Source organism: Paraburkholderia monticola, assembly GCF_001580545.1.
GTDB classification, from domain to species: domain Bacteria; phylum Pseudomonadota; class Gammaproteobacteria; order Burkholderiales; family Burkholderiaceae; genus Paraburkholderia; species Paraburkholderia monticola.
In genome coordinates, this window is sequence record NZ_LRBG01000009.1 from 176,318 (window position 1) to 199,182 (window position 22,865).

The following is a 22,865-nucleotide window of genomic DNA, read 5'->3' on the forward strand; positions in this document are numbered from 1 at the left end:
ATGATGAAGAACACCTCTCGCGTGCAGCCGGATTCTGCGTCGATGCACGGCACCCAGCGTCGCCGCCTGGGCGGCGCGGCGCTCGCGGCGGCGTTTTCGCTGTTCGCGTTGTCGATTGCATGGCACGAGTCGCACGGCCCGGACCCACGCTCGAGCGACGAAATGCCGATCACCCAGGCGCGCGCCGACGACGCGGCGCAAGCCGCGGACGGCGGGGCCACGCTCGCCGGGCCGGCCGCGAATGGCGAACTGGTCAAGCGCGGCCAATACCTGACCCGTGCCGCCGACTGCGCGGCCTGCCATACGGCGGACCCGTCGCGCCCGTTCGCAGGCGGCCTGCCGATCAGCACGCCGTTCGGCACGATCGTGACGCCGAACATCACACCCGATCCCGACACCGGCATCGGCCAATGGAGCGACGCCGACTTCATGCGCGCGATGCACGAAGGCATCGGCAAAGGCGGCGAGCGGCTGTACCCGGCGTTTCCGTATACGGCCTACACGCGCGTGACCGATCAGGACGTGCTCGCGATTCGCGCGTATCTGAACACGCTCGCGCCGATTCACTACACGCCGCCCGCGAACGACCTCAAGTTCCCGTTCAACCAGCGCTGGCTGATGGCGTTATGGAACCTGTTCAACTTCACCGAAGGGCGCTTCGTGCCCGACCCGAAACAGAGCCCCGAATGGAACCGTGGCGCGTATCTGGTCGAAGGGCTCGCGCATTGCGAGGAATGCCATACGCCGCGCAATTTCATGGAGGGGTTGAAGTCGAGCGCGCGTTTCTCCGGCGCGGTGCAGGCCGGCTGGCATGCGTTCAATATCACGCCGGACAAGCTGAGCGGCGTCGGCGACTGGCGCGACGACGAACTGGTGTCGTATCTGTCGAGCGGCGCGGCGCCGGGCCGTGCGAACGCGGCCGGGCCGATGGGTGAAGTGGTCGCGAACAGCACGCAGTATCTGACGCCGGTCGATCTGCGCTCGATCGTCGTCTATCTGCGCTCGGTGCCCGCCGTGAGCGGTGGCGATACGCGTCCCCGCCATCAATGGGGCAATCCCGCCGCCGACGTCACCGCGCTGCGCGGCACGACGATCACCGGCGTGAACGGCGCGCAACTGTTCGTCGCCAATTGCGCAACCTGCCATAGCTGGACCGGGCAGGGGGTTGGCGCGAGCGCGCCGGGCGCGTATCCGTCGCTGATCCATAACTCGACGGTCGGCGCGAACGACGCGAACAACCTCGCCCTGGTCATTCTGCGCGGCGTGAACCGCACGACCGCGCATGCGGATGTGCTGATGCCCGCGTTCGGCGGTCATCTCGACGACGAGCAGATCGCGGCGATCACGAACTACGTGACGAAGCAGTTCGGCAATCCGCAGGCGACGATCACGACCGGTGAGGTCGCGAAACTGCGCACGCTGCAATAACGACCGAGGCGCCGCGAGCGTGCGGCAGGAGTGACGCGCGCAAACCTGCATTGCCGGCAACGCATACCGCGAATTTGCCGATTCGGCGTCGTTTTTGCGTCGTTTGAGATCTTTGTTGCTCGATGAAGCGTGCGGATACGATAGGCACCGCGCATACGCGTGAGCGACGGCCGCATTATCATGAGTGGATGGACTCCACCCCCGTCAACTTCGTTCAGCACCACGCCGCCAACGAGGCTGGCCGCGATTTCGTGGTCGGCGATCTGCATGGCTGCGTCGATGCGTTGCGTTACCTGCTGCGCGAGATCGCCTTCGATCCCGCGTGCGACCGGCTGTTTTCGGTCGGCGATCTGGTCGATCGCGGCGAGCACTCGGAGCAGGCGCTGGCGCTGCTCGCGAAGCCGTGGTTCTACGCGGTGCTCGGCAATCACGAGGACGCGCTGTGCGCGGTCGCCGAAGGGCGTTTGCGGCGGCAGTGGTGGTACGGCATCGGCGGCGCGTGGGCAGCCGGCGTGCCCGACGAACGTCTGCGCCACTACGCCGAGCAACTGCGCACGCTGCCGCTCGTGCGCGTGATCGGGAGCGGCAAGACGCGTTTCAACATTCTGCATGCCGAATTTTTCGGCTCGGATGCCGATCTCGACGCGGGCAATTTTTCGGCCGACACGCGCCAGCGCATGCTGTGGGGGCGCGAGCTCGCGCTGGGCAACGGCGATCCGCAGCGGCAGCGCGGGCTGTCGCTGACCTATTGTGGCCATACGCCGGTGCGCGACATCACGCAGATCGGCTCGCAGGTGTTCATCGATACCGGTGCGTTCGGGCCGGACGGCACGCTGACGATCGTGCAGCCGCAGGCGCTGCGTCGCTGGTCGATCTCGGTCGAGGCCGCGCGCGCGGAAGGGGCGGGGGAATTGGCGTTGCCTTGAGCCGCGCGAGTTCGCCGCGCTGCTTCGCCCTCTTGCCTCAGCCGACCTGGTTCAACTCGAACACCATATCCACGCTCGTGCCGTTCCAGTTGTATTCGAGGTAGGCGGCGTGATGGCACTCGCGCAGCAGCGTCGTGCGGAATGCGGCGAGGCATTCGCCGGCACTGTCGCGCACCGATGGATAGACGATGCCGGGCGCATCCGCCTCGCGCACCGCCCGCCCGAGCGCCTGCCCGGCCACGTAGTCGTCGGGCGACAGCACGGCGGGATCGAGTTCGGCGTCGCGACGCAGATCGACCACGCTGCCCTGCGCGATCACCGTGTAAAGGCGCATCTGCTGACGCATCGGCGGCTCGGCGGTCGCTTCGAGAAACTTGCCGGTGTGATAGCGCGTTTCGGCGATCGCCGTCGCGCGTGAACGTGCGCAATAGAACACGCCGTACGTGCCGTCGGAAAAGCGGCTGCCCAGCGGATTCAGATGCGTGAGCGCGGCCATGATCGGCCCGTAGCCGGGACCGAAACGGCGCTCCTCGCGCGGCACCAGATCCAGTTCGCCGATTTCCGTGCGCAGACGGTCGTTGGTCATCGCTTCGAGCGCGTACAGCGCGTCGAAATCTTCCGGCGAGGCGACCCGGTCGAACAGATTGATAGCCGGAAAGCGAGTTGGAATCACGCGATACGCGGGCGACCAGTCGAGCGCGGCACGGGTCCAGCGGTCCTGCCATTGCGGTCTTGTCACGCCCAGCCGCCTCGCATTGCGTCGAGATACTGGCGCACGGCCACGAGATCGCTGATGTTGCCCGCCAGCATGCGGTCCAGCGCGCGGCGCCCACCGAACGGCGCAGCGGTGTTGGGGCGTTTGACCCAGCTATCGGCGGCGCTCGGCTGCGGTAGCAGGATTTGCAGTGCCTTGTAGATACCCAGCAGCAACGACAGTCGCTCCAGCGTGTCGCGGCTCAGGCGCGCGGTCTCGGGCTCGTGCCTCCACTTGAAGAACGTCGAGCGGCCCGGCTTGCCCAGCAGCACGATCTGCTCGTCGGCGCTCAGGTTCCAGTCGCGGGCAATGTTGAAGAACGCGCGCAGACCCGCCGCGGACATCTGCGTCAGCGTGGGTTCCGACAGCGATCGTCGCGGCGATGCCTCGGGCGAGGAAATTCGGGCAGCGTGAGTCATTTCGGGTAAGTCCCTATCTGTACTTGTTTCCGATAATAGTCCAAAAGTGGATTATTGCAAGAGAATATAATCCCGGCTCGTTTGGGCAGTCGTCGATCAGGAGAAGCAGCAAATGCGGGTTCGAGTTGTAGCAGCGGCGCTGGCCGTGTGGTGTGTGTCCGAAGTGGCGTCGGCTGCTGGATATACCGAAGTGTGGAATCCGCCGGAGACGAGCGGGCATGTCGCGAGCGGACACGTGACCCGACAGGCGTCCGCGCGCAAGAAGCCAGCCGCGGTGAAGGTGACGGCGGGCGGCAAGGGCGGAATCAAGGCGAAGGGCGGCGCGCACACGAAGCCGATGGCGAGCGTTCGGCACGGGGTTCCCCATGTTGCATCGAGCGGCGCTGCAGGCCATGGCGGCAAACTCGCGGCGCATGGCGGCGGCGTGCAACATCTCGCGGCGGGCGGGCATGCGAAAGGCGGGGTGAAAGTCGCCGCTTCGGCCCAGAACCGGACGCATGCGACCGTTGCCGCGCAGGGCGCGAAGCACGCGCAACCGCATGTGCAACTGGCGGCCGCGAAGCCGGCTCAGGGCAAGGTCACACACGCTGATTTCGCGCCAGGCCGCACCGCGCGTCCGCATGTGGACAAGGTCACGGGGAAGCCGGCGGTGTCCCGTGCGAATCCGATCAGACCGGCCGTGCAGAGTTCGTCGGATGGGTCCGCAAACGTTAGCGACATCGCGCCGATGGGCTCGGCGCCGAATCCGGCGACCGCCAGCAGCGGTTCGCTGCCGCCGATCATCCACTGAGGCAGCGTCGCAACCGTTGAGCTTTCACGCCGCGGCGAGGCCGTTCGCGAGCAGCCGGAGCGTTTCAGCCGAGCGCGGCTCGCGCACGCGCGAATGCAGCGTCACGCGCGATTCCGGCAGCGCCGGCAAGCCGAGCCGCGCGCCGACATCGATCAAACCGCGCGGCGCGACCCGGCGCGCCAACGGCGACACGGCGAGCCCCGCCGCCACGGCCGCGCCAACCGCCGCCACCCCACCGCCGACAAACACCTCCTGCCAGGCGATCCCCGCCGCCGTCAGCGTGCGCAACGCGACGTCGCGCACGTTGCACGGCGGGCTCAATAGCGCGAGCGCCAGCGGCTCGCCGACGCGCGGCAGCCAGGCCGGCGTCGCGAGCCAGCCGAGCGGCTCGCTGAACAGCGTCTGCGCGTCGTCGCGCGGCGGCTCGTCGGCGCCATAGCGGACGATCGCCGCATCGAGCCGGCGTTCGTCGAACTGCGCGAGCAGCGCCGCCGACGTACCCATATGCAATTCGACCACGAGACCCGGATCGTGCGCGTTGAGCCGGCTGAGCAGGTGCGGCAGATCCGGTCCCGCGACGTGCTCGCTGAGCCCGAGCGCGAGCCGCCGCCGTTCCACCGACAGCGCGCCGAGCGCGCGCTCGTGCGCGTTCAGCAACTCGCGCGCGGCGCCGAGAAACGCGTGGCCGTCGGCGGACAGACGCACGACGCGCGGCGTGCGCTCCAGCAACTGCTTGCCGAGGTGTGCTTCGAGTCGCTTCAACTTCAGGCTGACGGCCGATTGCGTGGTGTCGAGCGCATCCGCGGCGCGCGTGAAGCTGCGCAGGTCGGCGACCAGCACGAAGGCCCGCACCGCATCGAGATCGAGGACTTTCATTTCAGATGAAAATGAATGAAATAGGCGAAGATATCTGTTTATTATGACAGCGCGCGCCTAAGCTGTGTTTAACCCAACACCGCCACAAGGAGCCCATCATGCCCCTCACCCGAATCTCACTGCGCGCCGGCAAGCCGGCCGACTACCGCCAGGCCCTGACCGCCGGTATCCAGCGCTCGCTGGTGGACACGTTCAACGTGCCGAAGGACGACATGTTCATGCTGATCACCGAGCACACGCCCGACAACATGATCTACGACCGGCATTACCAGAACATCGAGCGCGGCGACGATCTCGTCGTGATCCAACTGACCGTCAGCAACACCCGCTCGGTCGAGCAGAAGAAGGCGCTGTATCGGCGCATCGTCGATGAACTCGGGAAGTCGCCGGGCGTGCGGCCGGAGGACGTGTTCATCAATCTCGTCGAGGTCGAGAAGGAGAACTGGTCGTTTGGGAATGGGATTGCGCAGTACGCGGTTTGAGCGCGCAGTACGCGGTTTGAGCGTTGCGACCGCGCCGACCGCTCCGCCGCGATTGCCTTTTTGGGGAAACATCGGCATGTTATTCTCATCAACGCTTGTTGCATGCGTCGTTCTGAGCGGGTGGAGCGCGTGCACATCGTAACGTTCGCACCTCGGAGATCGCTTATGCCACTGCACGTTCGCGCGCGCGCCTCTATCTTGTTGATCGCCGGTATCGTCGTTCTTGGCGAAGCTGGAACGGCGTTCGCTGCCAACCTTGGCTTCCTGAGAAACACCCCGATCACGCTGATGAGGCAACGTGACCTGCAGGTCTTGAACGATGCCGCGCGTGTCGCACTCGATACGAAAAAAGATGGGGAATCACTCGATTGGAACAATCAAGCCGCGCGCAATCCGGTGCGGATCGAGGGCACCATCACGCCGCACGACACCGTCAAGGACGGCGATCGAACCTGCCGCAAGATCACGCTCACCGCAGTGGCTAGAGGTCAATCGCAGAGCTGGACTCCCACCGTCTGTCGGGAAGGCAGCGGCCAGTGGGACTTGCAGCGGCAGTAGCGCGTAGTCGGCGGCACCGCGCAATTGGCGTCGATTCACGGCGGCGCCTTCCGACGGCACACATCGAGCACCAGTTGCCGTAGCCAACGATGAACCGGATCGGCGTCGACGCGCGGATGCCACATTTGCGACACGGTGATTTTCTCGGTTGCCACGGGAAGATCGAATGCGAACACGCTCGCTGACGCCGCAGATTCCCGAATTTCCGAATGCGTCTCGGGCAGACCGGCCAGAAACGATGCAGGCACGAGCGCAATCAGATCGGACGCGCGTGCCACCGCGAGCGGCGCGGGAAAACCTGGCACCACGGCGACCACCTTTCTTTCCAACCCCAACGCGGCCAGCGCGGCATCGACCGGGCCACTGCTATGCCCACGTCGCGAAGCCACGACGTGGCCGAACGCCACATACCGTTCGACGCTGACCTCGCCCTCCGATTCAAGCGGATGCCCCTTTCTGACGACACCGATAAAGCGATCCCGGAACAGCGCCTGAATGCGTATTTCCGGTCCCATCCCGCTTAAGACGCCGATCTCGAGATCCGCCGAACCTTCCCGCAGATGCGTGGGCGTCTTCTCCGTTTTCGGCGTGAAACTGATCCGCACGTTCGGCGCATGCGCCGTCGCTTCTGCGATCACCGAGGCACCAAATGCTTCGACGAAGCCGTCGTTGGCGCGAATGGTGAAGGTCCGCTGCAGAGTGGGGAAATCGGGTTCCGTCACCGATGGGCGCAGCAGGGTCTGCGCTTCGCGAACCGCGTCGCGGGCACGTTGACGCAATGCTTCGGCGTGCGGCGTCAGCACCATCTGGCGGCCCGCGCGAACCAGCAAGGGGTCGCCCGTCGCGTCCCGCAGCCGGGTCAAGGTTCGGCTCATTGCCGACGCGCTCAACCCCAAGCGACGCGCAGCGCCGACCACGCTGACCTCGGCGAGCAAAACGTCCAACGCAACGAGCAGATTCAGGTCGGGATCGGGCATGGCCGATCGTAGCACGCAGCATTCATACATGGCGTCTGGTGCATTTTATAAGTGCATATGTTGCGTCTTCCGCCATGTATGACGCGTGACTATATTTCGGGACCGGACTTCAACCCGAATTCACTCGAAGGAATCGCCCCATGCAACGCACAACCCAGCAAAAAACCGTGCTTCTGATCGGCGCCTCGCGCGGCCTCGGTTTCGCGATGGTCGAGGAGTACCTGAAGCGCGGCTGGCGAGTCATCGCCACCGGCCGGCAAGACTCCACGACGAAGCTCCTTCAGCTTGCGAAAGCCTCCGGCGGCGCACTCGAAGTTGAAACGGTCGACATCACGATGCCTGAGCAGGTCGCCGCATTGCGCGGCCGCCTCGAAGCACGTCCGCTCGACGTGCTGTTCGTGAATGCCGGGGTCAAGAACGACGATCGCGAAACGATCGCGGATGTCTCGACCGACGAATTCGTGCGCGTGATGGTGACCAACGCGTTGAGCCCGATGCGCGTCGTCGAGGCGCTGCAGGATCTCGTCGTGCCGACCGGCACGATCGGCGTGATGTCGTCGGGGCAGGGCAGCGTCGCCAACAACGAGAACGGCAACTACGAGGTCTATCGCGGCAGCAAGGCCGCGCTCAACATGTTCATGCGCAGCTTTGCCGCGCGGCATCGAAGCGATGCCAGAACCTTGCTGCTGATGGCGCCCGGTTGGGTGCGAACCGATATGGGCGGCCCGGACGCGCGTTTGGGCATCGACGAAAGCATCCCGAACCTGGTCAGCACGATCGACGCTTACGACGGCCGCGCCGGTTTGCACTACCTCGACTACCTCGGCAGAGTGGTCCCGTGGTGAGCGGCGGTACGCGATAATGATTTGTTGCTTTTCCATCGACCCTCGACCCGCTCCCCGCCATGACCATCGACCGCCCCGATCCTCCCCTCGACGCCCTCGAACTCGGCGGCTCCGTCTGGTTTCAGGCGGGCACGCAGACGCTCGGCGGCGCGGCGCGCATCGCGCTGCTGGCGGCGATCGGCGAAACCGGTTCGATCACGAGCGCGGCGAAGGCCGTCGGCATCAGCTACAAAGGCGCCTGGGATGCCGTCGACACGATGAACAACCTCGCCGGCGAACCGCTCGTCGTGCGTCTGACCGGCGGCAAGGGCGGCGGCGGCACGACGCTCACGCCGCGCGCGGTGAAGCTGATCGAGACGTTTCGCGCGGTCGAGCGCGAGCATCGGCGCTTTCTCGAGCGCGCGGGCGCGGCGATCGGCGAGGGCTTCGCGACGGACTGGGATCTGATCGGCCGCATCGGCGTGAAGACGAGCGCACGCAATCAGTTCTATGGCACGGTGTCGGCGATCGCGCGCGGCTCCGTCAACGATGAAGTGTCGCTCGCGCTGCCCGGCGGCCACACGATCGTCGCGGTACTCACGCACGAGAGCACCGAAGCGCTCGGGCTCGCGGTCGGCGTGCCGGCGTTTGCGCTGATCAAGGCATCGTGGGTCGTGCTGCTCGTTGCGGGTGACGGCAATGGCGATGCGCCGTTGAAACTGTCGGCGCGCAATCAGTTGCGCGGCACCGTGCAGAGCGTGAAGCGCGGCGCGGTGAACGCTGAAGTGTCGCTCGGGCTGGAAGGCGGCGCGGTGATCACCGCAGTCGTCACCAATGGCAGCGTCGACACGCTCGGTTTGCACGAAGGCGCGAGCGCGGTCGCGGCGTTCAAGGCGTCGAGCGTGATACTGGGCGTGAAGGATTGAGTCTTGCCGCGGTGTAACGGTGGCGCATGGCCGCCGGTTCAACGAGGCGACGTCTCACCGTGCGCATACCCCGCGAACGGATGATCCTCGCGCACGCGGCCATCGCTGACCTGCACGACCTGATCGCCGAATGCGGCGACGTCGTCCGGGTCGTGCGTGATCAGCACCATCGGAATATCGAGCCGCGTTTGCAGGTCCGATAGCTCGCGCCGCATGCGCTCGCGCAGCGCGCTATCGAGCGCGGAAAACGGCTCGTCGAGCAGCAGCAGGCGCGGCTGCGAAACCAGCGCCCGGGCGAGCGCGACACGCTGCTTCTGCCCGCCCGACAACTGCACCGGATGATTGCCGGCCACGCCCTTCAACTCGAGCGCGTCGAGCCAGTAATCGACCTTCGGATGCGCGCCGCGCGCACGTGGATTGAGCCAGCCCTGGCGCAGCCCGAAGCCGATGTTCTGCCGCACGTTCAGATGCGGAAACAGCGCGTAGTCCTGAAACAGATACGCGATCTTGCGCGCCTGCGGCTTCTGGTCGACGCCGGCCGCGCTGTCGAACAGCGTGGTGCCGTGCAGCGTGATCGTCCCTTCGTCCGGACGCAGCAGCCCGGCGATCGCCTGCAAGGTCAGGCTCTTGCCCGCGCCCGACGGCCCGAACAGCACGAGCCGCTGCGTGTTCGCGCTGAACGCGACGTCGAGCGTGAACCGCCGCTCGGCGGTCTCGAAGGTCTTGCGGATGGCGACGTCGAGCGGCATCTCAGCGGGACCTCAGAAGCGTGTGCTGCGGCACGAGGCGTCCCGCGAGCAGCAGGATCGTCACGCACGCGACCGAAGTCACGAGCACGAGGAAGTTGGCGGTGCTGTCGTCGCCGGCTTGCACGGCTGCATAGACTGCGACCGACAGCGTCTGCGTGCGGCCCGGCAAGTTACCCGCGATCATCAGCGTCGCGCCGAACTCGCCGAGCGCGCGCGCGAAGGCGAGCAGGCCGCCGGCGAGGATGCCGCGCGCGGCGAGCGGCAGCGTCACGCGGAAAAACACCGCGGCTTCGCTGACGCCGAGCGTGCGCGCCGCGCGCTCCAATTGCGGATCGACACCTTCAAAGGCGGCGCGCGCCGACTTCAGCACGAGCGGAAACGCGACCACCGTCGATGCAATCACCGCGCCTTGCCACGTGAACACGAGCTGAATGTCGAAGCGGTCGAGCCATGCGCCGATCACGCCGCGCCGGCCGAGCAGCACGAGCAGGTAGTAGCCGAGCACGGTGGGCGGCAGCACGAGCGGCAGCATCAGCAGCGAGTCGATCACGTCGCGCGCGCCGGAGCGCCAGCGCGACAGACCGAGTCCCGCCGCGACGCCGAGCACGAGATTGAGCGCGGTGGCCCAGCCCGCAACCTTCAGCGAGAGCAGCAGCGGAACCCAGGCCTGTTCCATGAGCGTGTGCCTTGTCGGTGAATCAATGCGCGGGCTTGAAGCCGTACTTCGCGAGCACCGCCTGGCCGGCCGGCGACAGCACGAAATCGATGAAGGCCTGGGCGTCGGCTGCGTGACGGCTGCCTTCGACCTGCGCGATCGGATAGGTGATCGGCGTTTGCGTCGGCAGGCTCAGCGCGACCTTGACCTTGTCGGGCATGATCGCGGCGTCCGTGCCGAACACGAAGCCGGCGTCGACCTCGCCGCGTGCGACGTAATCGAGGCTCTGACGCACGTTCGACGCGAGCACCGCCTTCGCGCTGACCGCGTCCCACACGCCCGCGGCCTGTAGCGCGCCCTGCGTGTAGCGGCCCACCGGGACCGATGCCGGATCGCCGAACGCGACGCGCTTCACGTTCGCGGTCGTCAGCGCGTTGAGGTCGGCGGGCGCGAAATGACTGTCGGCCGGCACGATCAGCACCAGCGAGTTGGCGGCGAAGTCGCGCCGCGAGGCCGGCACGATCACCTTCTCCGCGGCGGCCTTGTCCATGGCCTTCTGATCCGCCGACGCGAACACGTCGGCCGGCGCGCCTTTGACGATCTGCTGCATCAACACGTCGGACGCGCCGAAGTTGAACAGAACCTTGGTGCCGGGACGCTGCTGCTCGAACGCGTCGCCGACCGCCTTGAACGCATTGGTCAGGCTGGCGGCGGCCGAGACCACCAGTTCATCGGCGTGGGCATTCACGCTGACCACAACGGAGACGGCGGCTGCGACGCACAGCGCGTATTGCTTCAGATGGCGAGAGAGTGTCATGAAGGACCTGGTGTCTGACGTGGACGGGAAGCAGTGGCTTAAAAACGTTATCGTAATATATGCGCGGTTATAGCGGTGGGTGCGCCAGCGATTCGGCGCAGTGCTTCACGCAGGGCGTGAAGCACGACCGAAGCGCTACGAAACTGTCAGGGAGGCTTGAAATAGCGCCGGGAGGAGAGGCGCAAGTGTGCTCAGATGTCCGACGCGGTGGCCGGCTCCAGCGTATTGAAGGTTTGCGACAGCGGCGCGGCCCCGGGACCGATGTCGCGCACGGCCTTCCATTTGGCGCGGATGAACGGCCGGTCGTGGCCGGAGACCTTCAGCGCGATGTGCGTAACCCAGCGCTGCGTCGGCACGTGCACGCCGTGCATCGCGATGGCCAGCACCATCATGCTGACGGCGACCGGCAGCGCGGACAGCCGGCCCGGCTCCGCATCCCACGCGATGCGCACGAACACGAGGGCGGCGAGCGCGCCGACGATGCAGCCGGTCACCGCTTCGGACGGCGAATGCGCGCTCAGCACGACGCGCGACAAGCCCACTGCAAGGCCGGCGGCAAGCCCCGCCAGCACGCCGAGCAGCCGGATCGAGCGACGCGCGGGCAATAACATCAGAAACAGCACGACGGGATAGACGGCCGTGGACAGCATGGAGTGACCGCTGACGCCGGTGAAATCGAGCTCACGCACGCCGACACCCCAGCCTAGGAAGGCGAGCTTGGTCACGGTCACGACGCCGATCGCCGTGCCGAGCAGGGCGAGCCAGCAGGCTGCGAGCCGCCAGGAGTAGCCGACCGCCAACCACAGCGCAATGGCGAGCGCAAGCGGCAGCGTCATGCCTGCGCCGCCGAGGCTGGTGATCGAATACCACAGGTGGATCGGTAAATCGGGCATGGCGGGAGCGCGACGCGGGTCGCGTGAAATCGGGTTGGTGGGAATCGGCGCGCGGCCGGTACGAAACGGCGATACGGCCCGGATCGACACTACGAACATTCACCGCCAGTATAGTCGGGTGTCGCGCGACGGTCTTGCGGCGCACGGCGCTTTTTGCACGCCGAGTGTGGGCTGCCGAACGGGCATCGATCCTGTTTGACGGCAGGGCGACAGCAAGGTTCGCCGCGGTGGAAATCGAGGTGGCGAGCCCAGCCGTTGTTCAGCAACGCATGAAGAATGATGTTATTGTGCATTGCACAACTTCATGTGATCCGCTGTTTTTGGGTCCTATTTGCCCCCTTTTTGCGAGGTTATCGCCGATGGCAAAAAGCCTGTCGAAAATCTGGCTGCGCGGTTTGAAGCGCCTGCTCGCGATCCAAACCGAACACGCGCAAAAAACCGCCAAGCGAGTCCAGGCGCGACCCGTTCGCGCCGCCACCACCAAGCCGTCGAGCAAGGTTCATCCACCCAAGCCGACTGTCGCGCTGCGCAAGCCCGCGAAACGCGAAGCGCCGCGCGAGTCGCGGGTGCGGCCGCGCGCGGCTGCGTGGGCGAGCGGCGCGTGGACGCGCTCGTTCCATTCCGCGCCGGCCGCGCCGGGCCGGCTCGTCAACCACCTGCAGTACGGGCTCTATATTCCGTCCGGGCACGCGCACGAGGCGATGCCGCTTGTCGTGATGCTGCACGGCTGCACGCAGTCGATCGACGAATTCGCCGAAGGCACGCGCATGAACCTGCTCGCCGACCGCTACGGCTTCGCGGTCGTGTATCCCGAGCAGTCGAAGCACGCCCACTCGCACCGCTGCTGGCACTGGTACGACGCCGGCGACAATGCGGGCGGCGCGGAGGCGCGCGCGGTCGTGTCGCTGGTGGATGCGCTGGTCGCGCAACACGGTTTTGACCGCGAGCGCGTCTACGTGGCTGGGATTTCGGCGGGCGCGGGGCTGACGGCGCTGTTGGCGGTCAAGTACCCGGAGCATTTTGCCGCAGTCGCGCTGCATTCCGGCCCCGCTTTCGGCGAGGCCCGCTCCGGCGTTACCGCGATGGATGTGATGCGGCGCGGCGCGCGACGCGAGCCGGTCGAGCTCGTCGACGCAACGACCAACGTCGCGCAGTATCCGGGCATGCCGGCGCTGATCGTCCACGGCGACGCCGATCACGTGGTCACGCCGGTCAACGCGGACCAGTTGGCCACACAGTTCCTGCGCCTGAACCGCCTCATCGACGCAAATGGCGAGCGCAAATCCGGCGAGACGCGCGAAGACCGCAAGAACGGCGTGGTGATGCGCGACTACGTACGCGGCGGCCGGCGCGTGGTGCGGGTTTGTCGCGTGCAGGGGCTCGGCCACGCATGGGCCGGCGGCGACGACGCGCTGCCGTTCCACTCGTCCAAGGGACCGGACGCGAGTGCCATGCTGTGGGAGTTTTTCAAGCATCAGCGTCGTACGGACGCGGGCCGCATCGCGGAAGGACTGGCGGCGTCGTCAGCCGGGCGGTAGCGGCGCAGCAACACCTCGGAAAAATGAACAGTAGCGTAACCCTAGGGTTTTCCCTATAATACGGGTTATCCCTTAGGCGTAAACGCCTAGCTTTCATTGCCGAGGTGAACCATGTATCTGATCAGCCGCCTGTTCCTGTTTCTGACCAAGTCGCCCGACCAACTCGCGAAAGAGCGTGCTGACGCCTATCTCGCCGAAGCGACCGACCTCTACGACCTCGAATTCCGTATGCGCAAGCTCGATCGCGAAGCGAACGTGCGTCAGCCGTCGTGGATGAGCCAGCACTACGGCTAAGCCGACTGCCTGCCTGATAACGTTATCGGGCTGTAGCAATCAGAACATCGGCGCGTGGTGAGGCGCCGGTGTCGGGGCGAGCCGCCAGGGCTGTCGTCCGGATCGCGAAATCCTCTTCACCGTCTTACGGCCTTTGCGCCCGCTCAGCCGAGTACGCTTAAGCAGCCGGATTCATCTGCCACAACGCGTAGTTCAACAGCGCCGCGTACGCGACCCACACCACATAGGGCACGAGCACAACGCCCGCGAGGCGATCGCGTCGCCAGAACACAAACGTCAGCATCACGATCAGCACCAGCAGGATCAGGATGTCGATCAGCCCTATGTCGGGCCGATGCAGGCCGAAAAACAGCCACATCCACGCCGCGTTGAATAATAGCTGCACGACCCACAGGACGATCGCCGCGCTCAGCCCGTCGCGCTTCCACACGCGCCACGCGGAAAATGCCATCAGCACGTAAAGCACGGTCCAGACCGGCGGGAAAACCCAGTTCGGCGGATTGAACACGGGCTTTTGCAGACCCGCGTACCACGCATCCGGCAGCGACAGACTCGCGGCCCAGCCGGCCGCTAGCGTCAGGATCAGAAACACGAGCAGCGACGGCAGACGGCGCATCTTCACCCCTCCATACCTTGTTATTCAATGATGTGAGCGGGCACTCACTTGCCGTATCGGGCCAGTGTGCGCTCGCGAGCCTGCGCGTGATCGACGATTGGTTCGGGATAGTTCTCGCCCAGCACCACGCCGAATTCCGCGAGCCGCTCGGCGCCCGCCAGCCACGGTGCGTGAATCCATTTTGCCGGCAACTTCGCGAGTTGGGGTAGATATCGTTTGATAAAGCGGCCGTCCGGGTCGAATTTTTCGGACTGGGTGACCGGATTGAAAATGCGGAAGTAAGGTTGCGCGTCGCAGCCGGTCGAGGCGGCCCACTGCCAGCCGCCGTTGTTCGCCGAGAAATCGAAGTCGTTCAGCAAATCGGCGAAATAGCGCTCGCCGAGCCGCCAGTCGATGCCGAGATCTTTCGCGAGGAAGCTCGCCGTGACCATGCGTAGACGGTTGTGCATATAGCCGGTCTGGTTCAGTTGCAGCATCGCGGCGTCGACGAGCGGATAGCCGGTGCGGCCGTCGCACCATGCGGCGAACGCTTCGTCGGCCGCGCGGCCTTTTTCCCAGCGCAGATGCTCGTATTCCGGCTTGTACGGCGCGCCCTTCGCAATGCGAGGGTGATGCGCGAGAACCATGAAGTAGAAATCCCGCCAGATCAGCTCCGACAGCCACGTCGCCGCGCCGTTGCCGTCGGGTTGCAGCGACATCTCGTATGCGAGCCGTGCGAGCGTGCGGATCGACACCGTGCCGAAGCGCAGATGTACCGACAGGTAGCTCGGCCCTTTCGCGGCGGGATAATCGCGCCGCTCCGCATAGCTGTCGATGCGCGTCAGGAAATCGTCGAGCAGCTGTTGGGCCCCGCTCATGCCGGCAGGCAGCCGCAAGTCCGCCAGGTTGCTCGGCGCGAAGCCGAGCTGATCGAGCGTGGGTAGGTGGCGATCGAGCTTGCCCGGCGGCGGCGCCAGATGATTCGCGTAGGTCTCCACCGGATAGGGCTTCAGGTCGAACGCGCTCAGTTGCTTCAGCCACGCGTTCTTGTACGGCGTGAAGACCGCGAATGGTTTGCCCTGACCGTTGAGCAGCTCGTCGCGCTCGAAAATCGTCTGGTCCTTGAACGTTAGCCACTGACGGCCCGCTTCCGCGAGACGCTCGCCGACGGCCGCGTCGCGCTCGATCGCGGCCGGCTCATAGTCATGATTGGCGAACACCGCGTCGACGCGCATTTGCGCGGCGAGCTTCGGCACCAGCTCGGCCGGATCGCCGTATAGCACGACAAGGCCGCCGCCATGCGCGCGCAAAGCGCCGTCGAGTTCGGTCAGCGACGCGAGAATGAAGTCGATGCGGCGATCCTGCACCGGCTCGTCTGGGTGGCGTGCCCGCCAGGTATCGACAATCGGCTGGAGGATCGTCGTGTCGAACACGAACACACACCAGACGCGCTCGCAATGCTTGAGCGCGTAGTACAGCGCGGCATGGTCCGTGCAGCGCAGATCGCGACGGAACCAGACGAGGCCGGAGTCGAAGGTGTCGTGCAGGAGGCGGGCGCGTGTCATCGGGAAGTGCAGTCGGGACGAGGGAGGTTGCGGACCGGCGTCGCAGGTTGCGTGCCGCGCACGCCAGAACGACCAACGCCCGCCCCTATTGTGCAGGGTGCGGGCGCCGTTCGCGACGGTGCCGGGTGGGGCGCCGTGCGCGGCTCAATGTGGGCGTCGTGATCGGCGCAACAGCCGACCCGGCCTCAAGCGACGTGCAGACGAACCGCGACGTTGTTGCGCGTGGCGTTCGAGTACGGGCAGACCTGGTGCGCTGCGTCGACCAGTTCCTGCGCAGCGTCCGCGGCGAGGCCCGGCAGCGAGATGCGCAGATCGATGTCGAGCGCGAAGCCGCCCTTGTCGTTCGGACCGATGCCGACCTCGGCGGAAACCTGCGTGTCAGCCGGAAGAGCCTGCTTGCGCTGGCCGGCGACGAACTTCATGGCGCTCAGGAAACAGGCCGAGTAGCCGGCCGCAAACAGCTGCTCGGGATTCGTGCCCGCTGCGCCAGTGCCACCGAGTTCGCGCGGCGCGGCCAGCTTCACGTCCAATGCATTGTCCGACGATACGGCGCGGCCGTCGCGGCCACCGGTGCTCGTTGCGCTTGCCTTGTAGAGGATGTTCATGGTGCTGCTCCTTATCTGGGTTGTCAGGGTTGGCATGTTTGCCGCCTTGTGCCGGTTCGCCGGTTTGGCGAAGCGCTAGCGAAGCGGCATGTCGTTAAGATAGTACACAAATCATTTGTGTGCAAATGAATTATCGTCTCGTGGCGAGAGTTAGTCTGTTGCATTAAACGCGCTACTGGTCCATGTAGTCGTTGAGCGTCGTGCGCAGGCGCGTGAGGTCGTCGCGCAGACGCAGCAGGAAGTCGGGCGTCTGCTGCGTCGCGCAGAGAATATCGGCGGGCACGTCGCGGGCCTGACGCTTCAGCGTTTTGCCTGCACTCGTGAGACGAATGTACACGAGGCGTTCATCTTCGGTGCCACGGACTCGCTCGACGAGGCCCTGCGCTTCGAGGCGCTTGAGCAGCGGCGTCACTGTGGCGGGATCGAGATTCAGGCGCGTCGCCATGTCCTTGACGGTGACGTCGTCGGTCTCCCATAGCACGAGCATCGCCAGATACTGCGGATACGTGAGCCCGAGGTTTTCGAGCAGCGGCTTGTACGCTTTCGTCATCGCAAGCGAGGTCGAGTAAAGCGCGAAGCAGAGTTGTTCGTCGAGCGTGAAGGGGAGGGCGGAGCGCTGGGTCATGATCCATCTCGGCTAAAAAGAGCGTGCAAATGGATTGCACACAAACTATTGTGCCGCAAATCGATTGAGGATGCCGGGCGTCGGGACGAGGTGTTTCGACAGAGGCGTCGAGAAGATGCGCGCGGAACACGCGATGCGCGGGCGCCAGAACAGCACCCGCGCGGGAACGACCGATCAGGCTGCGGGGGTGGTCGGCAGATCCGGCGTTTGCGGCGTCTGCACGCCGAAGCAGCCGCGATAGGTCGCGTAGAACGAGCAGTACAGCATCGTCGTGACAATCATCGTGGCGGGCATCAGGATCGCGAACGCGAAATCGGCCGCGCCGAGCGCCTGCATCAGCGCGGACAGTCCGAGCGACACGACCGTCGCGACCGCGAACCACAGCGCCGCGAACACGACGAAAGCGCCGCGATTGCGCCAGCAACTGACGACGCTGAAGAACATCGCCTTGACGGGCGGCACGTCGTGCCATGCGGCGAGAATCGGCGAGAACCAGAACAGCATCGCGACCGGCACATAGAACGCGAGCGCGGTGATCACCGCGAGCGGGATATTGCTGTTGGCGATCGCGTTCTCATCCATCGATGCTCCCCCGAGCATCACCTTCAGCAGCATGCCGCCGTCAGCGAGCGCCGAGCCGGCCAGCACGAGCGCCATCGCGATCACATACAGCACGCCGAGGATCAGCAGTCGGCGCGCGACTACCGGGCCATACGAATGAAAGCCGTCGACGAGGATGGTCGGAAACACCGGCTTGCCCGCGATCGTATTGCGGCACGCCGCCATGAAGCCGACCGCGACACCTGGAATGAACAGCAGCGGCAATACCCCGCCGACCACCGGAATCTGCGACACGAGCGTCATCACCAGCAAATAGGTGAAGAACAGCGTCAGGAAGGCGAGCGGATTTTTACGGAACAGCCAGATGCCCTGGCGGAACCACACATAGCCGGTTTTCGCGGGGACTTCGATCAGTTGCATGAGGTATGGATGCCTGGATTCGCGACGCCGTGCAGGCGCTCGCGCAGAATGCGTTCGAAATGGCCGGGGTCGTGCGGCTTCAGCAGCTCCGCCGCGCGAGGCAAATGAAAATCATACAGGCGCGAGACCCAGAAACGGTACGCGCCGGCACGCAGCATGTCGCCCCAGTGACGGTTTTCCTCGGCGGTGAACGGCCGGACAGTCTGATACGCGCGCAACAGCGCTTCGGTGCGCGCGTCGTCGAGCTTGCCGGTCGCGAGGTCGACGCACCAGTCGTTGACCGTCACCGCGACGTCGAACAGCCACTTGTCGCAGCCGGCGAAATAGAAATCGAAGAAGCCGCCGAGCCGCACTTCGTGGCCCGTGTCGGGCGCCGCGTGCGCGAACATGGCGTTGTCGCGGAACAGGTCGGCGTGGCACGGGCCTGCCGGCATCGCCGCGTAGTCGGCCGAGGCGAAGAACGCCTCCTGATGCGCCAGCTCGGACGCGAGCAGATCGCGCTGCTCGCCTTCGAGATACGGCAGGATCGTCGGCACGGTGTCGCGCCACCACGGCAGGCTGCGCAGGTTCGGCTGATAGCGGGGATAGTCGCGGCCCGCGAGGTGCATGCGCGCGAGCATCTGGCCGACCTCTACGCAGTGCTCGATGCCCGGCGCCAGTTCGGGCGCGCCTTCGAGCTTCGTCACGATGGTCGCGGGTTTGCCGAGCAGCATGCCGAACAGCGCGCCGTCGAGGCGCGGCATCGGATCCGGCACCGGCACGCGATGCCCGGCGAGATGCCGCATCAGGTCCAGATAGAACGGCAGTTGTTCAGCTGTCAGCTTCTCGAAAATCGTCAGCACGAATTCGCCGCGCGTCGTCGTCAGAAAGAAGTTGCTGTTTTCAATGCCGGACGAGATGCCGCGAAACTCGACGACATCGCCGAGATCGTAGTGACTCATCCATTCTGCGAGTTGGGATTCGTTGACAGCGGTGAAGACAGCCATGCGGAAGCGTCGGATCAGGTTGTTCGGGCTGGCGCGGTGCGGCCAGTGCGAGGTGAGGCAAATGAATGTGGCGGATCGGGCGGCGAATGCGTTCATCGCCCAGCCGCCGCGATCGGGGCACGGCTGCGCCGCGGCCGCCGTTACCGGCGCGCCGCTTTCGCAACGATCAATAGTGGAGATTCACCGACGGCAAGCGCGTGCTGGGCTTGCCCGCGTCGTGGACGGTGGGCGACGTGTCGGGCGACGCGCTCATCTGATAGCGCGTGCCGAAATTCGATTGCACGTTGATTTCGACCGGCTTGCCCTTGTCGCGGTATTCAGTGATTTCGGTGCCGTTCGGGCTGACTTCGTGATAGCTCGGCGTGCGCGGAACGTTGATGTCGACCTTCGAGCTGACCTGTGCCCCCGGACGATTGATCTTGTCCAGGTCGGGCAGACCGGCCCGTTCATTGGCGGACTGGGGCGCGTCGGCGGGCGGCGGCTCGTCGACGGGGGCAGCCATCGCGGCGTTGCCGAAGGCGAGAGCCAGCGCAACGGCGATGGGAAGGAGCGGCTTCATGGTGATTCTCCGATTGGGTGCCCCGATTCTAGCAAATCCGGCCTCGCGCACGCGCGCGAAGCCTTATTTTGCGCCGCTTTCGCGCAACATGCGTGCGTTCTCGCGAGCACTGTTGCAAGCGTCGTTGCCGACATTTGGCAATAGCGGGTTCCGTGGTAATGTCGTCTCATCAAAAAGGGTGAACGATCATGACGAACAACGAGATCAATCAGCGCACGGTGCAGAGTCCCGCCAACAGCTTCCCGACCGAAGGCTTCGACGACGCGGCCGAGGCCGTCACCCGCCTCTCCGCGATCTACGAGGCGAACACGTCGTTCCTGCGCGATGCGTTCGCGCGTTATCGCCGTAACGAGCAGTTCGACCATCGCGTGCGCGCCTGCTATCCGTTCGTGCGCGTGCGCACCGAGGTCAACACGCACGTCGATTCGCGCCGCTCGTATGGGTTCGTCGCGGGGCCTGGCGTGTTCGAGACGACTGTCACGCGGCCCGACCTGTTCGGTAACTACTATCGCGAGCAGCTGCGCTTGCTGGCGAAGAACCATCATGTGCAGATCGAGGTCGGCGTGTCGGATCAGCCGATTCCGATTCATTTCGCGTTCGCCGAGGGCATCCACCTCGAAGGCGATCTGGACCGCGAGCGTCTGTTCCTGATGCGCGACATCTTCGACACGCCGGACCTCGCACTGCTCGACGACCGCATCGTCAACGGCACCTACGAGCCGCTGCCGGGCGAGCCGTATCCGCTCGCATTGTTTACTGCGGCGCGCGTCGATTTTTCGCTGCATCGGCTGAAGCACTACACGGCGACCGCGCCCACGCATGTGCAGAACTACGTGCTGTACACGAACTACCAGTTCTATATCGACGAATTCGTGAAGCTGGGCCGCGGCATGATGGCCCATACCGACGACGCGGAGTTGCGCGCCTATCGCAGCGAATACACGTCGTTCGTCGAGCCGGGCGACGTCATCACCTACAACGAGAATCTCGGCGAGCAGGCGCAGGAAGGCACACCGCCGCCGCGTCTGCCGCAGATGCCCGCGTATCACCTGAAACGCGCGGACGGCAGCGGCATCACGATGGTCAACATCGGGGTCGGGCCATCGAACGCGAAGACGATCACCGATCACATCGCGGTGCTGCGTCCGCATGCGTGGATCATGCTTGGCCACTGCGCGGGGCTGCGCAACACGCAGCGTCTCGGCGACTACGTGCTCGCGCACGGCTATGTGCGCGAGGACCATGTGCTCGATGCCGATCTGCCGCTGTGGGTGCCGATTCCGGCGCTCGCGGAAGTGCAGGTCGCGCTCGAGCGCGCGGTCGCGCAGGTCACGCAGCTCGATGGCGTCGAGTTGAAGCGTGTGATGCGCACGGGCACCGTGGCGAGCGTCGACAATCGCAACTGGGAGCTGCGCGATCATCGCGAGCCGGTGCAGCGGTTGTCGCAAAGCCGGGCGATCGCGCTCGACATGGAGAGCGCGACGATCGCCGCGAACGGCTTTCGCTTCCGCGTGCCTTACGGCACGCTGCTATGCGTGTCGGACAAGCCGCTGCATGGTGAGCTGAAGCTGCCGGGCATGGCCGATCAGTTTTATCGCGCGCAGGTCGATCAGCATTTGCAGATCGGCGTGAAGGCGATGGAACTGCTGCGGGAGAACGGGCTGCATCGATTGCATAGCCGCAAGCTGCGGAGTTTCGCGGAAGTGGCGTTCCAGTAACTCTGGCGGCGAAAGCCCGGCTTACCGCAACTTGCTCTTTCAACCGGAAAGAGGTGGGAATAACCGGTAAGGGCTTCTTATCAATCAGTCTCGTCGAGTGCGGAGGCGGCGTGTCCGCCTCAACCCTGCCCGAACCCGGTCAACCCAATCAGGCTTCCCGCAGCCAGCAGCCACAGCGGATGAATCCGCGTTTTCGTCGCCATCACGGTGGTAAAGGCGGTAATCGCCCACGCTATCGCGGTCGGGTTCGACGCGCGCGCGATCAGCGCCGCGCTCGCCGCGACGAGGCCGGCCGTCACCGGCACGAGTCCGAGCTGCGCGTAGCGGCGCCACGGCCGGTCCTTGAAGCGATCCCACGCATGCAGCGCGAGGATCGTCACGAGCGACGACGGTCCGAACTTCGCAATCGACGTGACGAGCATGCCGGCCCAGCCGGCCACATGCCAGCCGATCAGCGTGACGATCATCAGGTTCGGGCCGGGCGCGGCTTGAGCGAGCGCGAATAGCGCGCTGAACTCGCTGGCCGGCATCCAGTGATGCACGTCGACCACCTGTCGCTGCATCTCAGGAAGAATCGTGTTGCCGCCGCCGAACGCGAGCAATGACAGTTGACTGAAAATGGCCGCAAGAGAAACGAGCGTGTCGTTCATCGCGCACTCCTTGCAGCAAGATAGATGCTGAGCGGCGTGAGCACGAGCATCGTCGGCAGCAGCGGCCAGCGCAGCACCGCGATCGCGACGAAGCCGAGCGCGGCAATCAGCGCGGCGAGCGGTTTGTTGCGTAGCGGCAGTACGATCTTGATCGCCATCGAAATCAGCAGACCCGAGGCCGCTGCGGCGAGTCCCGCGAACAGATGACGCACGTGCGGATCGTTCTGCGTGTGCTCGTACAGCACGCCGAGCCCGATCACCACCAGCGAAGGCCCGGCGATCAGGCCGAGCAAACCGGCCAGCGCGCCGGGCACGCCGCGAAAGCGCATGCCCATCGCGACCGACAGATTGATCACGTTGCCGCCGGGCAGGAATTGACAGAGGCCGAGCAGATCGGTGAATTCGTCGCTGGTGAGCCAGCGGCGTTGTTCGACGAGCGCGCGGCGCGCGAGCGGCAACGCGCCGCCGAATGAGATGAGGCCGAGGCCGAGAAAGCCGCCGAAGATTTCACGCAAGGTCGGCGTGGACGCGAGCGCCGATTCGGACGAGATGAGTTCGTTGTTCATATCGTGAAGCTTGAGGTGCAAGCCCAGCAGGTTAGCGCCGAACGCGCGGCGCGCAAAACGATTTTTGTGGGCACGAGCCGGTCCGTAAGCGTGCCGAAAACTGGCCTGC

General features: G+C 65.4%; 27 protein-coding genes. 10 read left to right on the plus strand and 17 right to left on the minus strand.

Annotated features, from left to right (window positions below; all coding sequences use genetic code 11):
• Entirely contained in the window at positions 1-1,428 is a 1,428-nt protein-coding gene (locus tag CI15_RS12700; RefSeq protein ID WP_062128253.1) for a cytochrome c, read from the plus strand.
• Positions 1,429-1,616: 188 nt separating this feature from the next.
• Positions 1,617-2,354 carry a metallophosphoesterase gene (locus tag CI15_RS12705; protein ID WP_241495833.1) on the plus strand — a complete coding sequence of 246 codons (738 nt, stop codon included), beginning with the start codon at positions 1,617-1,619 and terminating at the stop codon, positions 2,352-2,354.
• Between the two features lie 37 nt (positions 2,355-2,391).
• Here CI15_RS12705 and CI15_RS12710 read toward each other — a convergent pair whose 3' ends face one another.
• Positions 2,392-3,093 (minus strand): RES family NAD+ phosphorylase, encoded by a 702-nt coding sequence (locus CI15_RS12710; RefSeq protein ID WP_062128257.1) that lies wholly within the window; start codon positions 3,091-3,093, stop codon positions 2,392-2,394.
• A complete protein-coding gene (locus CI15_RS12715; RefSeq protein WP_241495835.1) occupies positions 3,090-3,452 on the minus strand; it encodes an MbcA/ParS/Xre antitoxin family protein in 363 nt (120 codons plus the stop codon). The genes CI15_RS12710 and CI15_RS12715 overlap by 4 nt, the downstream gene beginning before the upstream one ends.
• Before the next feature lie 187 nt (positions 3,453-3,639).
• Between CI15_RS12715 and CI15_RS12720 the strand changes: the two genes are divergently transcribed.
• A complete protein-coding gene (locus CI15_RS12720; protein ID WP_062128260.1) occupies positions 3,640-4,317 on the plus strand; it encodes a hypothetical protein in 678 nt (225 codons plus the stop codon).
• 24 nt (positions 4,318-4,341) lie between these two features.
• Here the strand turns inward: CI15_RS12720 and CI15_RS12725 are convergent, their stop codons facing one another.
• Complete coding sequence (locus tag CI15_RS12725; protein WP_062128262.1) at positions 4,342-5,193, minus strand: LysR family transcriptional regulator; 852 nt, start codon at positions 5,191-5,193, stop codon at positions 4,342-4,344.
• Between the two features lie 98 nt (positions 5,194-5,291).
• On the opposite strand from CI15_RS12725, the gene CI15_RS12730 reads away from it, so the two are divergent.
• Together CI15_RS12730 and CI15_RS12735 are read left to right on the plus strand one after the other, a co-directional pair.
• Positions 5,292-5,675, plus strand: coding sequence for a tautomerase family protein (locus CI15_RS12730; protein ID WP_062128264.1), 384 nt, complete (start codon positions 5,292-5,294; stop codon positions 5,673-5,675).
• Positions 5,676-5,840: 165 nt separating this feature from the next.
• Positions 5,841-6,233, plus strand: coding sequence for an RT0821/Lpp0805 family surface protein (locus CI15_RS12735; RefSeq protein ID WP_062128266.1), 393 nt, complete (start codon positions 5,841-5,843; stop codon positions 6,231-6,233).
• A 35-nt stretch (positions 6,234-6,268) separates the two neighbouring features.
• Here the strand turns inward: CI15_RS12735 and CI15_RS12740 are convergent, their stop codons facing one another.
• Entirely contained in the window at positions 6,269-7,210 is a 942-nt protein-coding gene (locus CI15_RS12740; protein WP_062128268.1) for a LysR family transcriptional regulator, read from the minus strand.
• A 140-nt stretch (positions 7,211-7,350) separates the two neighbouring features.
• On the opposite strand from CI15_RS12740, the gene CI15_RS12745 reads away from it, so the two are divergent.
• Both CI15_RS12745 and CI15_RS12750 read left to right on the plus strand, forming a co-directional pair.
• Positions 7,351-8,055: an SDR family NAD(P)-dependent oxidoreductase gene (locus tag CI15_RS12745; RefSeq protein ID WP_062128269.1), complete on the plus strand. Its 705-nt coding sequence runs from the start codon at positions 7,351-7,353 to the stop codon at positions 8,053-8,055.
• 59 nt (positions 8,056-8,114) lie between these two features.
• Positions 8,115-8,960, plus strand: coding sequence for a TOBE domain-containing protein (locus CI15_RS12750; protein ID WP_062128271.1), 846 nt, complete (start codon positions 8,115-8,117; stop codon positions 8,958-8,960).
• A 38-nt stretch (positions 8,961-8,998) separates the two neighbouring features.
• Here CI15_RS12750 and CI15_RS12755 read toward each other — a convergent pair whose 3' ends face one another.
• From CI15_RS12755 to CI15_RS12770, 4 genes are all read right to left on the minus strand, one after another.
• A complete protein-coding gene (locus CI15_RS12755; RefSeq protein WP_062128273.1) occupies positions 8,999-9,709 on the minus strand; it encodes a sulfate/molybdate ABC transporter ATP-binding protein in 711 nt (236 codons plus the stop codon).
• Position 9,710: 1 nt separating this feature from the next.
• Positions 9,711-10,385, minus strand: a complete 675-nt coding sequence (modB, locus tag CI15_RS12760; RefSeq protein WP_062128274.1) for a molybdate ABC transporter permease subunit — start codon at positions 10,383-10,385, stop codon at positions 9,711-9,713.
• Between the two features lie 22 nt (positions 10,386-10,407).
• Positions 10,408-11,181, minus strand: a complete 774-nt coding sequence (gene modA, locus CI15_RS12765) for a molybdate ABC transporter substrate-binding protein (protein WP_062128277.1) — start codon at positions 11,179-11,181, stop codon at positions 10,408-10,410.
• A gap of 191 nt (positions 11,182-11,372) precedes the next feature.
• Positions 11,373-12,074 carry a phosphatase PAP2 family protein gene (locus CI15_RS12770; RefSeq protein ID WP_062128325.1) on the minus strand — a complete coding sequence of 234 codons (702 nt, stop codon included), beginning with the start codon at positions 12,072-12,074 and terminating at the stop codon, positions 11,373-11,375.
• A 359-nt stretch (positions 12,075-12,433) separates the two neighbouring features.
• Between CI15_RS12770 and CI15_RS12775 the strand changes: the two genes are divergently transcribed.
• Together CI15_RS12775 and CI15_RS12780 are read left to right on the plus strand one after the other, a co-directional pair.
• Complete coding sequence (locus CI15_RS12775; RefSeq protein ID WP_062128279.1) at positions 12,434-13,612, plus strand: extracellular catalytic domain type 1 short-chain-length polyhydroxyalkanoate depolymerase; 1,179 nt, start codon at positions 12,434-12,436, stop codon at positions 13,610-13,612.
• Positions 13,613-13,723: 111 nt separating this feature from the next.
• A complete protein-coding gene (locus CI15_RS12780) occupies positions 13,724-13,906 on the plus strand; it encodes a DUF3563 family protein (RefSeq protein WP_062128281.1) in 183 nt (60 codons plus the stop codon).
• 157 nt (positions 13,907-14,063) lie between these two features.
• On the opposite strand, the gene CI15_RS12785 is transcribed toward CI15_RS12780, so the two are convergent.
• The 7 genes from CI15_RS12785 to CI15_RS12815 all read right to left on the minus strand — a co-directional run bounded on the left by CI15_RS12785 (position 14,064) and on the right by CI15_RS12815 (position 19,822).
• A complete protein-coding gene (locus tag CI15_RS12785) occupies positions 14,064-14,522 on the minus strand; it encodes a TspO/MBR family protein (RefSeq protein ID WP_062128283.1) in 459 nt (152 codons plus the stop codon).
• A gap of 44 nt (positions 14,523-14,566) precedes the next feature.
• A complete protein-coding gene (locus tag CI15_RS12790; RefSeq protein WP_062128285.1) occupies positions 14,567-16,066 on the minus strand; it encodes a cryptochrome/photolyase family protein in 1,500 nt (499 codons plus the stop codon).
• Positions 16,067-16,251: 185 nt separating this feature from the next.
• Positions 16,252-16,671 (minus strand): organic hydroperoxide resistance protein, encoded by a 420-nt coding sequence (locus CI15_RS12795; protein ID WP_062128287.1) that lies wholly within the window; start codon positions 16,669-16,671, stop codon positions 16,252-16,254.
• Positions 16,672-16,843: 172 nt separating this feature from the next.
• The gene (locus CI15_RS12800; protein ID WP_062128289.1) at positions 16,844-17,296 is read right to left on the minus strand and encodes a MarR family winged helix-turn-helix transcriptional regulator; all 453 of its coding nucleotides are present in this window, start codon (positions 17,294-17,296) and stop codon (positions 16,844-16,846) included.
• 174 nt (positions 17,297-17,470) lie between these two features.
• The gene (locus CI15_RS12805) at positions 17,471-18,277 is read right to left on the minus strand and encodes a BPSS1780 family membrane protein (RefSeq protein ID WP_062128291.1); all 807 of its coding nucleotides are present in this window, start codon (positions 18,275-18,277) and stop codon (positions 17,471-17,473) included.
• Positions 18,268-19,263, minus strand: a complete 996-nt coding sequence (locus CI15_RS12810) for a homoserine kinase (protein WP_062128329.1) — start codon at positions 19,261-19,263, stop codon at positions 18,268-18,270. Before CI15_RS12810 ends, CI15_RS12805 begins: the two co-directional genes overlap by 10 nt.
• 166 nt (positions 19,264-19,429) lie before the next feature.
• Entirely contained in the window at positions 19,430-19,822 is a 393-nt protein-coding gene (locus CI15_RS12815) for a hypothetical protein (protein ID WP_062128293.1), read from the minus strand.
• Positions 19,823-20,010: 188 nt separating this feature from the next.
• Here CI15_RS12815 and CI15_RS12820 point away from each other — a divergent pair, with 188 nt between their 5' ends.
• Positions 20,011-21,540, plus strand: a complete 1,530-nt coding sequence (locus tag CI15_RS12820; protein ID WP_062128295.1) for an AMP nucleosidase — start codon at positions 20,011-20,013, stop codon at positions 21,538-21,540.
• 119 nt (positions 21,541-21,659) lie between these two features.
• Here CI15_RS12820 and CI15_RS12825 read toward each other — a convergent pair whose 3' ends face one another.
• Both CI15_RS12825 and CI15_RS12830 read right to left on the minus strand, forming a co-directional pair.
• On the minus strand, positions 21,660-22,190 hold the full coding sequence (locus CI15_RS12825) for a chromate transporter (RefSeq protein WP_062128297.1): 531 nt from the start codon (positions 22,188-22,190) through the stop codon (positions 21,660-21,662).
• Positions 22,187-22,756, minus strand: coding sequence for a chromate transporter (locus CI15_RS12830; protein ID WP_062128299.1), 570 nt, complete (start codon positions 22,754-22,756; stop codon positions 22,187-22,189). Before CI15_RS12830 ends, CI15_RS12825 begins: the two co-directional genes overlap by 4 nt.
• Between the last annotated feature and the right edge of the window lie 109 nt (positions 22,757-22,865).

Coding starts and splice junctions, on each gene's coding strand:
- CI15_RS12700 (WP_062128253.1), top strand. CDS start 1: ATGATGAAGAACACCTCTCGCGTGCAGCCGGATTCTGCGTCGATGCAC.
- CI15_RS12705 (WP_241495833.1), top strand. CDS start 1,617: ATGGACTCCACCCCCGTCAACTTCGTTCAGCACCACGCCGCCAACGAG.
- CI15_RS12715 (WP_241495835.1), bottom strand. CDS start 3,452: ATGTCCGCGGCGGGTCTGCGCGCGTTCTTCAACATTGCCCGCGACTGG.
- CI15_RS12720 (WP_062128260.1), top strand. CDS start 3,640: ATGCGGGTTCGAGTTGTAGCAGCGGCGCTGGCCGTGTGGTGTGTGTCC.
- CI15_RS12725 (WP_062128262.1), bottom strand. CDS start 5,193: ATGAAAGTCCTCGATCTCGATGCGGTGCGGGCCTTCGTGCTGGTCGCC.
- CI15_RS12730 (WP_062128264.1), top strand. CDS start 5,292: ATGCCCCTCACCCGAATCTCACTGCGCGCCGGCAAGCCGGCCGACTAC.
- CI15_RS12735 (WP_062128266.1), top strand. CDS start 5,841: ATGCCACTGCACGTTCGCGCGCGCGCCTCTATCTTGTTGATCGCCGGT.
- CI15_RS12740 (WP_062128268.1), bottom strand. CDS start 7,210: ATGCCCGATCCCGACCTGAATCTGCTCGTTGCGTTGGACGTTTTGCTC.
- CI15_RS12745 (WP_062128269.1), top strand. CDS start 7,351: ATGCAACGCACAACCCAGCAAAAAACCGTGCTTCTGATCGGCGCCTCG.
- CI15_RS12750 (WP_062128271.1), top strand. CDS start 8,115: ATGACCATCGACCGCCCCGATCCTCCCCTCGACGCCCTCGAACTCGGC.
- CI15_RS12755 (WP_062128273.1), bottom strand. CDS start 9,709: ATGCCGCTCGACGTCGCCATCCGCAAGACCTTCGAGACCGCCGAGCGG.
- modB (WP_062128274.1), bottom strand. CDS start 10,385: ATGGAACAGGCCTGGGTTCCGCTGCTGCTCTCGCTGAAGGTTGCGGGC.
- modA (WP_062128277.1), bottom strand. CDS start 11,181: ATGACACTCTCTCGCCATCTGAAGCAATACGCGCTGTGCGTCGCAGCC.
- CI15_RS12770 (WP_062128325.1), bottom strand. CDS start 12,074: ATGCCCGATTTACCGATCCACCTGTGGTATTCGATCACCAGCCTCGGC.
- CI15_RS12775 (WP_062128279.1), top strand. CDS start 12,434: ATGGCAAAAAGCCTGTCGAAAATCTGGCTGCGCGGTTTGAAGCGCCTG.
- CI15_RS12780 (WP_062128281.1), top strand. CDS start 13,724: ATGTATCTGATCAGCCGCCTGTTCCTGTTTCTGACCAAGTCGCCCGAC.
- CI15_RS12785 (WP_062128283.1), bottom strand. CDS start 14,522: ATGCGCCGTCTGCCGTCGCTGCTCGTGTTTCTGATCCTGACGCTAGCG.
- CI15_RS12790 (WP_062128285.1), bottom strand. CDS start 16,066: ATGACACGCGCCCGCCTCCTGCACGACACCTTCGACTCCGGCCTCGTC.
- CI15_RS12795 (WP_062128287.1), bottom strand. CDS start 16,671: ATGAACATCCTCTACAAGGCAAGCGCAACGAGCACCGGTGGCCGCGAC.
- CI15_RS12800 (WP_062128289.1), bottom strand. CDS start 17,296: ATGACCCAGCGCTCCGCCCTCCCCTTCACGCTCGACGAACAACTCTGC.
- CI15_RS12805 (WP_062128291.1), bottom strand. CDS start 18,277: ATGCAACTGATCGAAGTCCCCGCGAAAACCGGCTATGTGTGGTTCCGC.
- CI15_RS12810 (WP_062128329.1), bottom strand. CDS start 19,263: ATGGCTGTCTTCACCGCTGTCAACGAATCCCAACTCGCAGAATGGATG.
- CI15_RS12815 (WP_062128293.1), bottom strand. CDS start 19,822: ATGAAGCCGCTCCTTCCCATCGCCGTTGCGCTGGCTCTCGCCTTCGGC.
- CI15_RS12820 (WP_062128295.1), top strand. CDS start 20,011: ATGACGAACAACGAGATCAATCAGCGCACGGTGCAGAGTCCCGCCAAC.
- CI15_RS12825 (WP_062128297.1), bottom strand. CDS start 22,190: ATGAACGACACGCTCGTTTCTCTTGCGGCCATTTTCAGTCAACTGTCA.
- CI15_RS12830 (WP_062128299.1), bottom strand. CDS start 22,756: ATGAACAACGAACTCATCTCGTCCGAATCGGCGCTCGCGTCCACGCCG.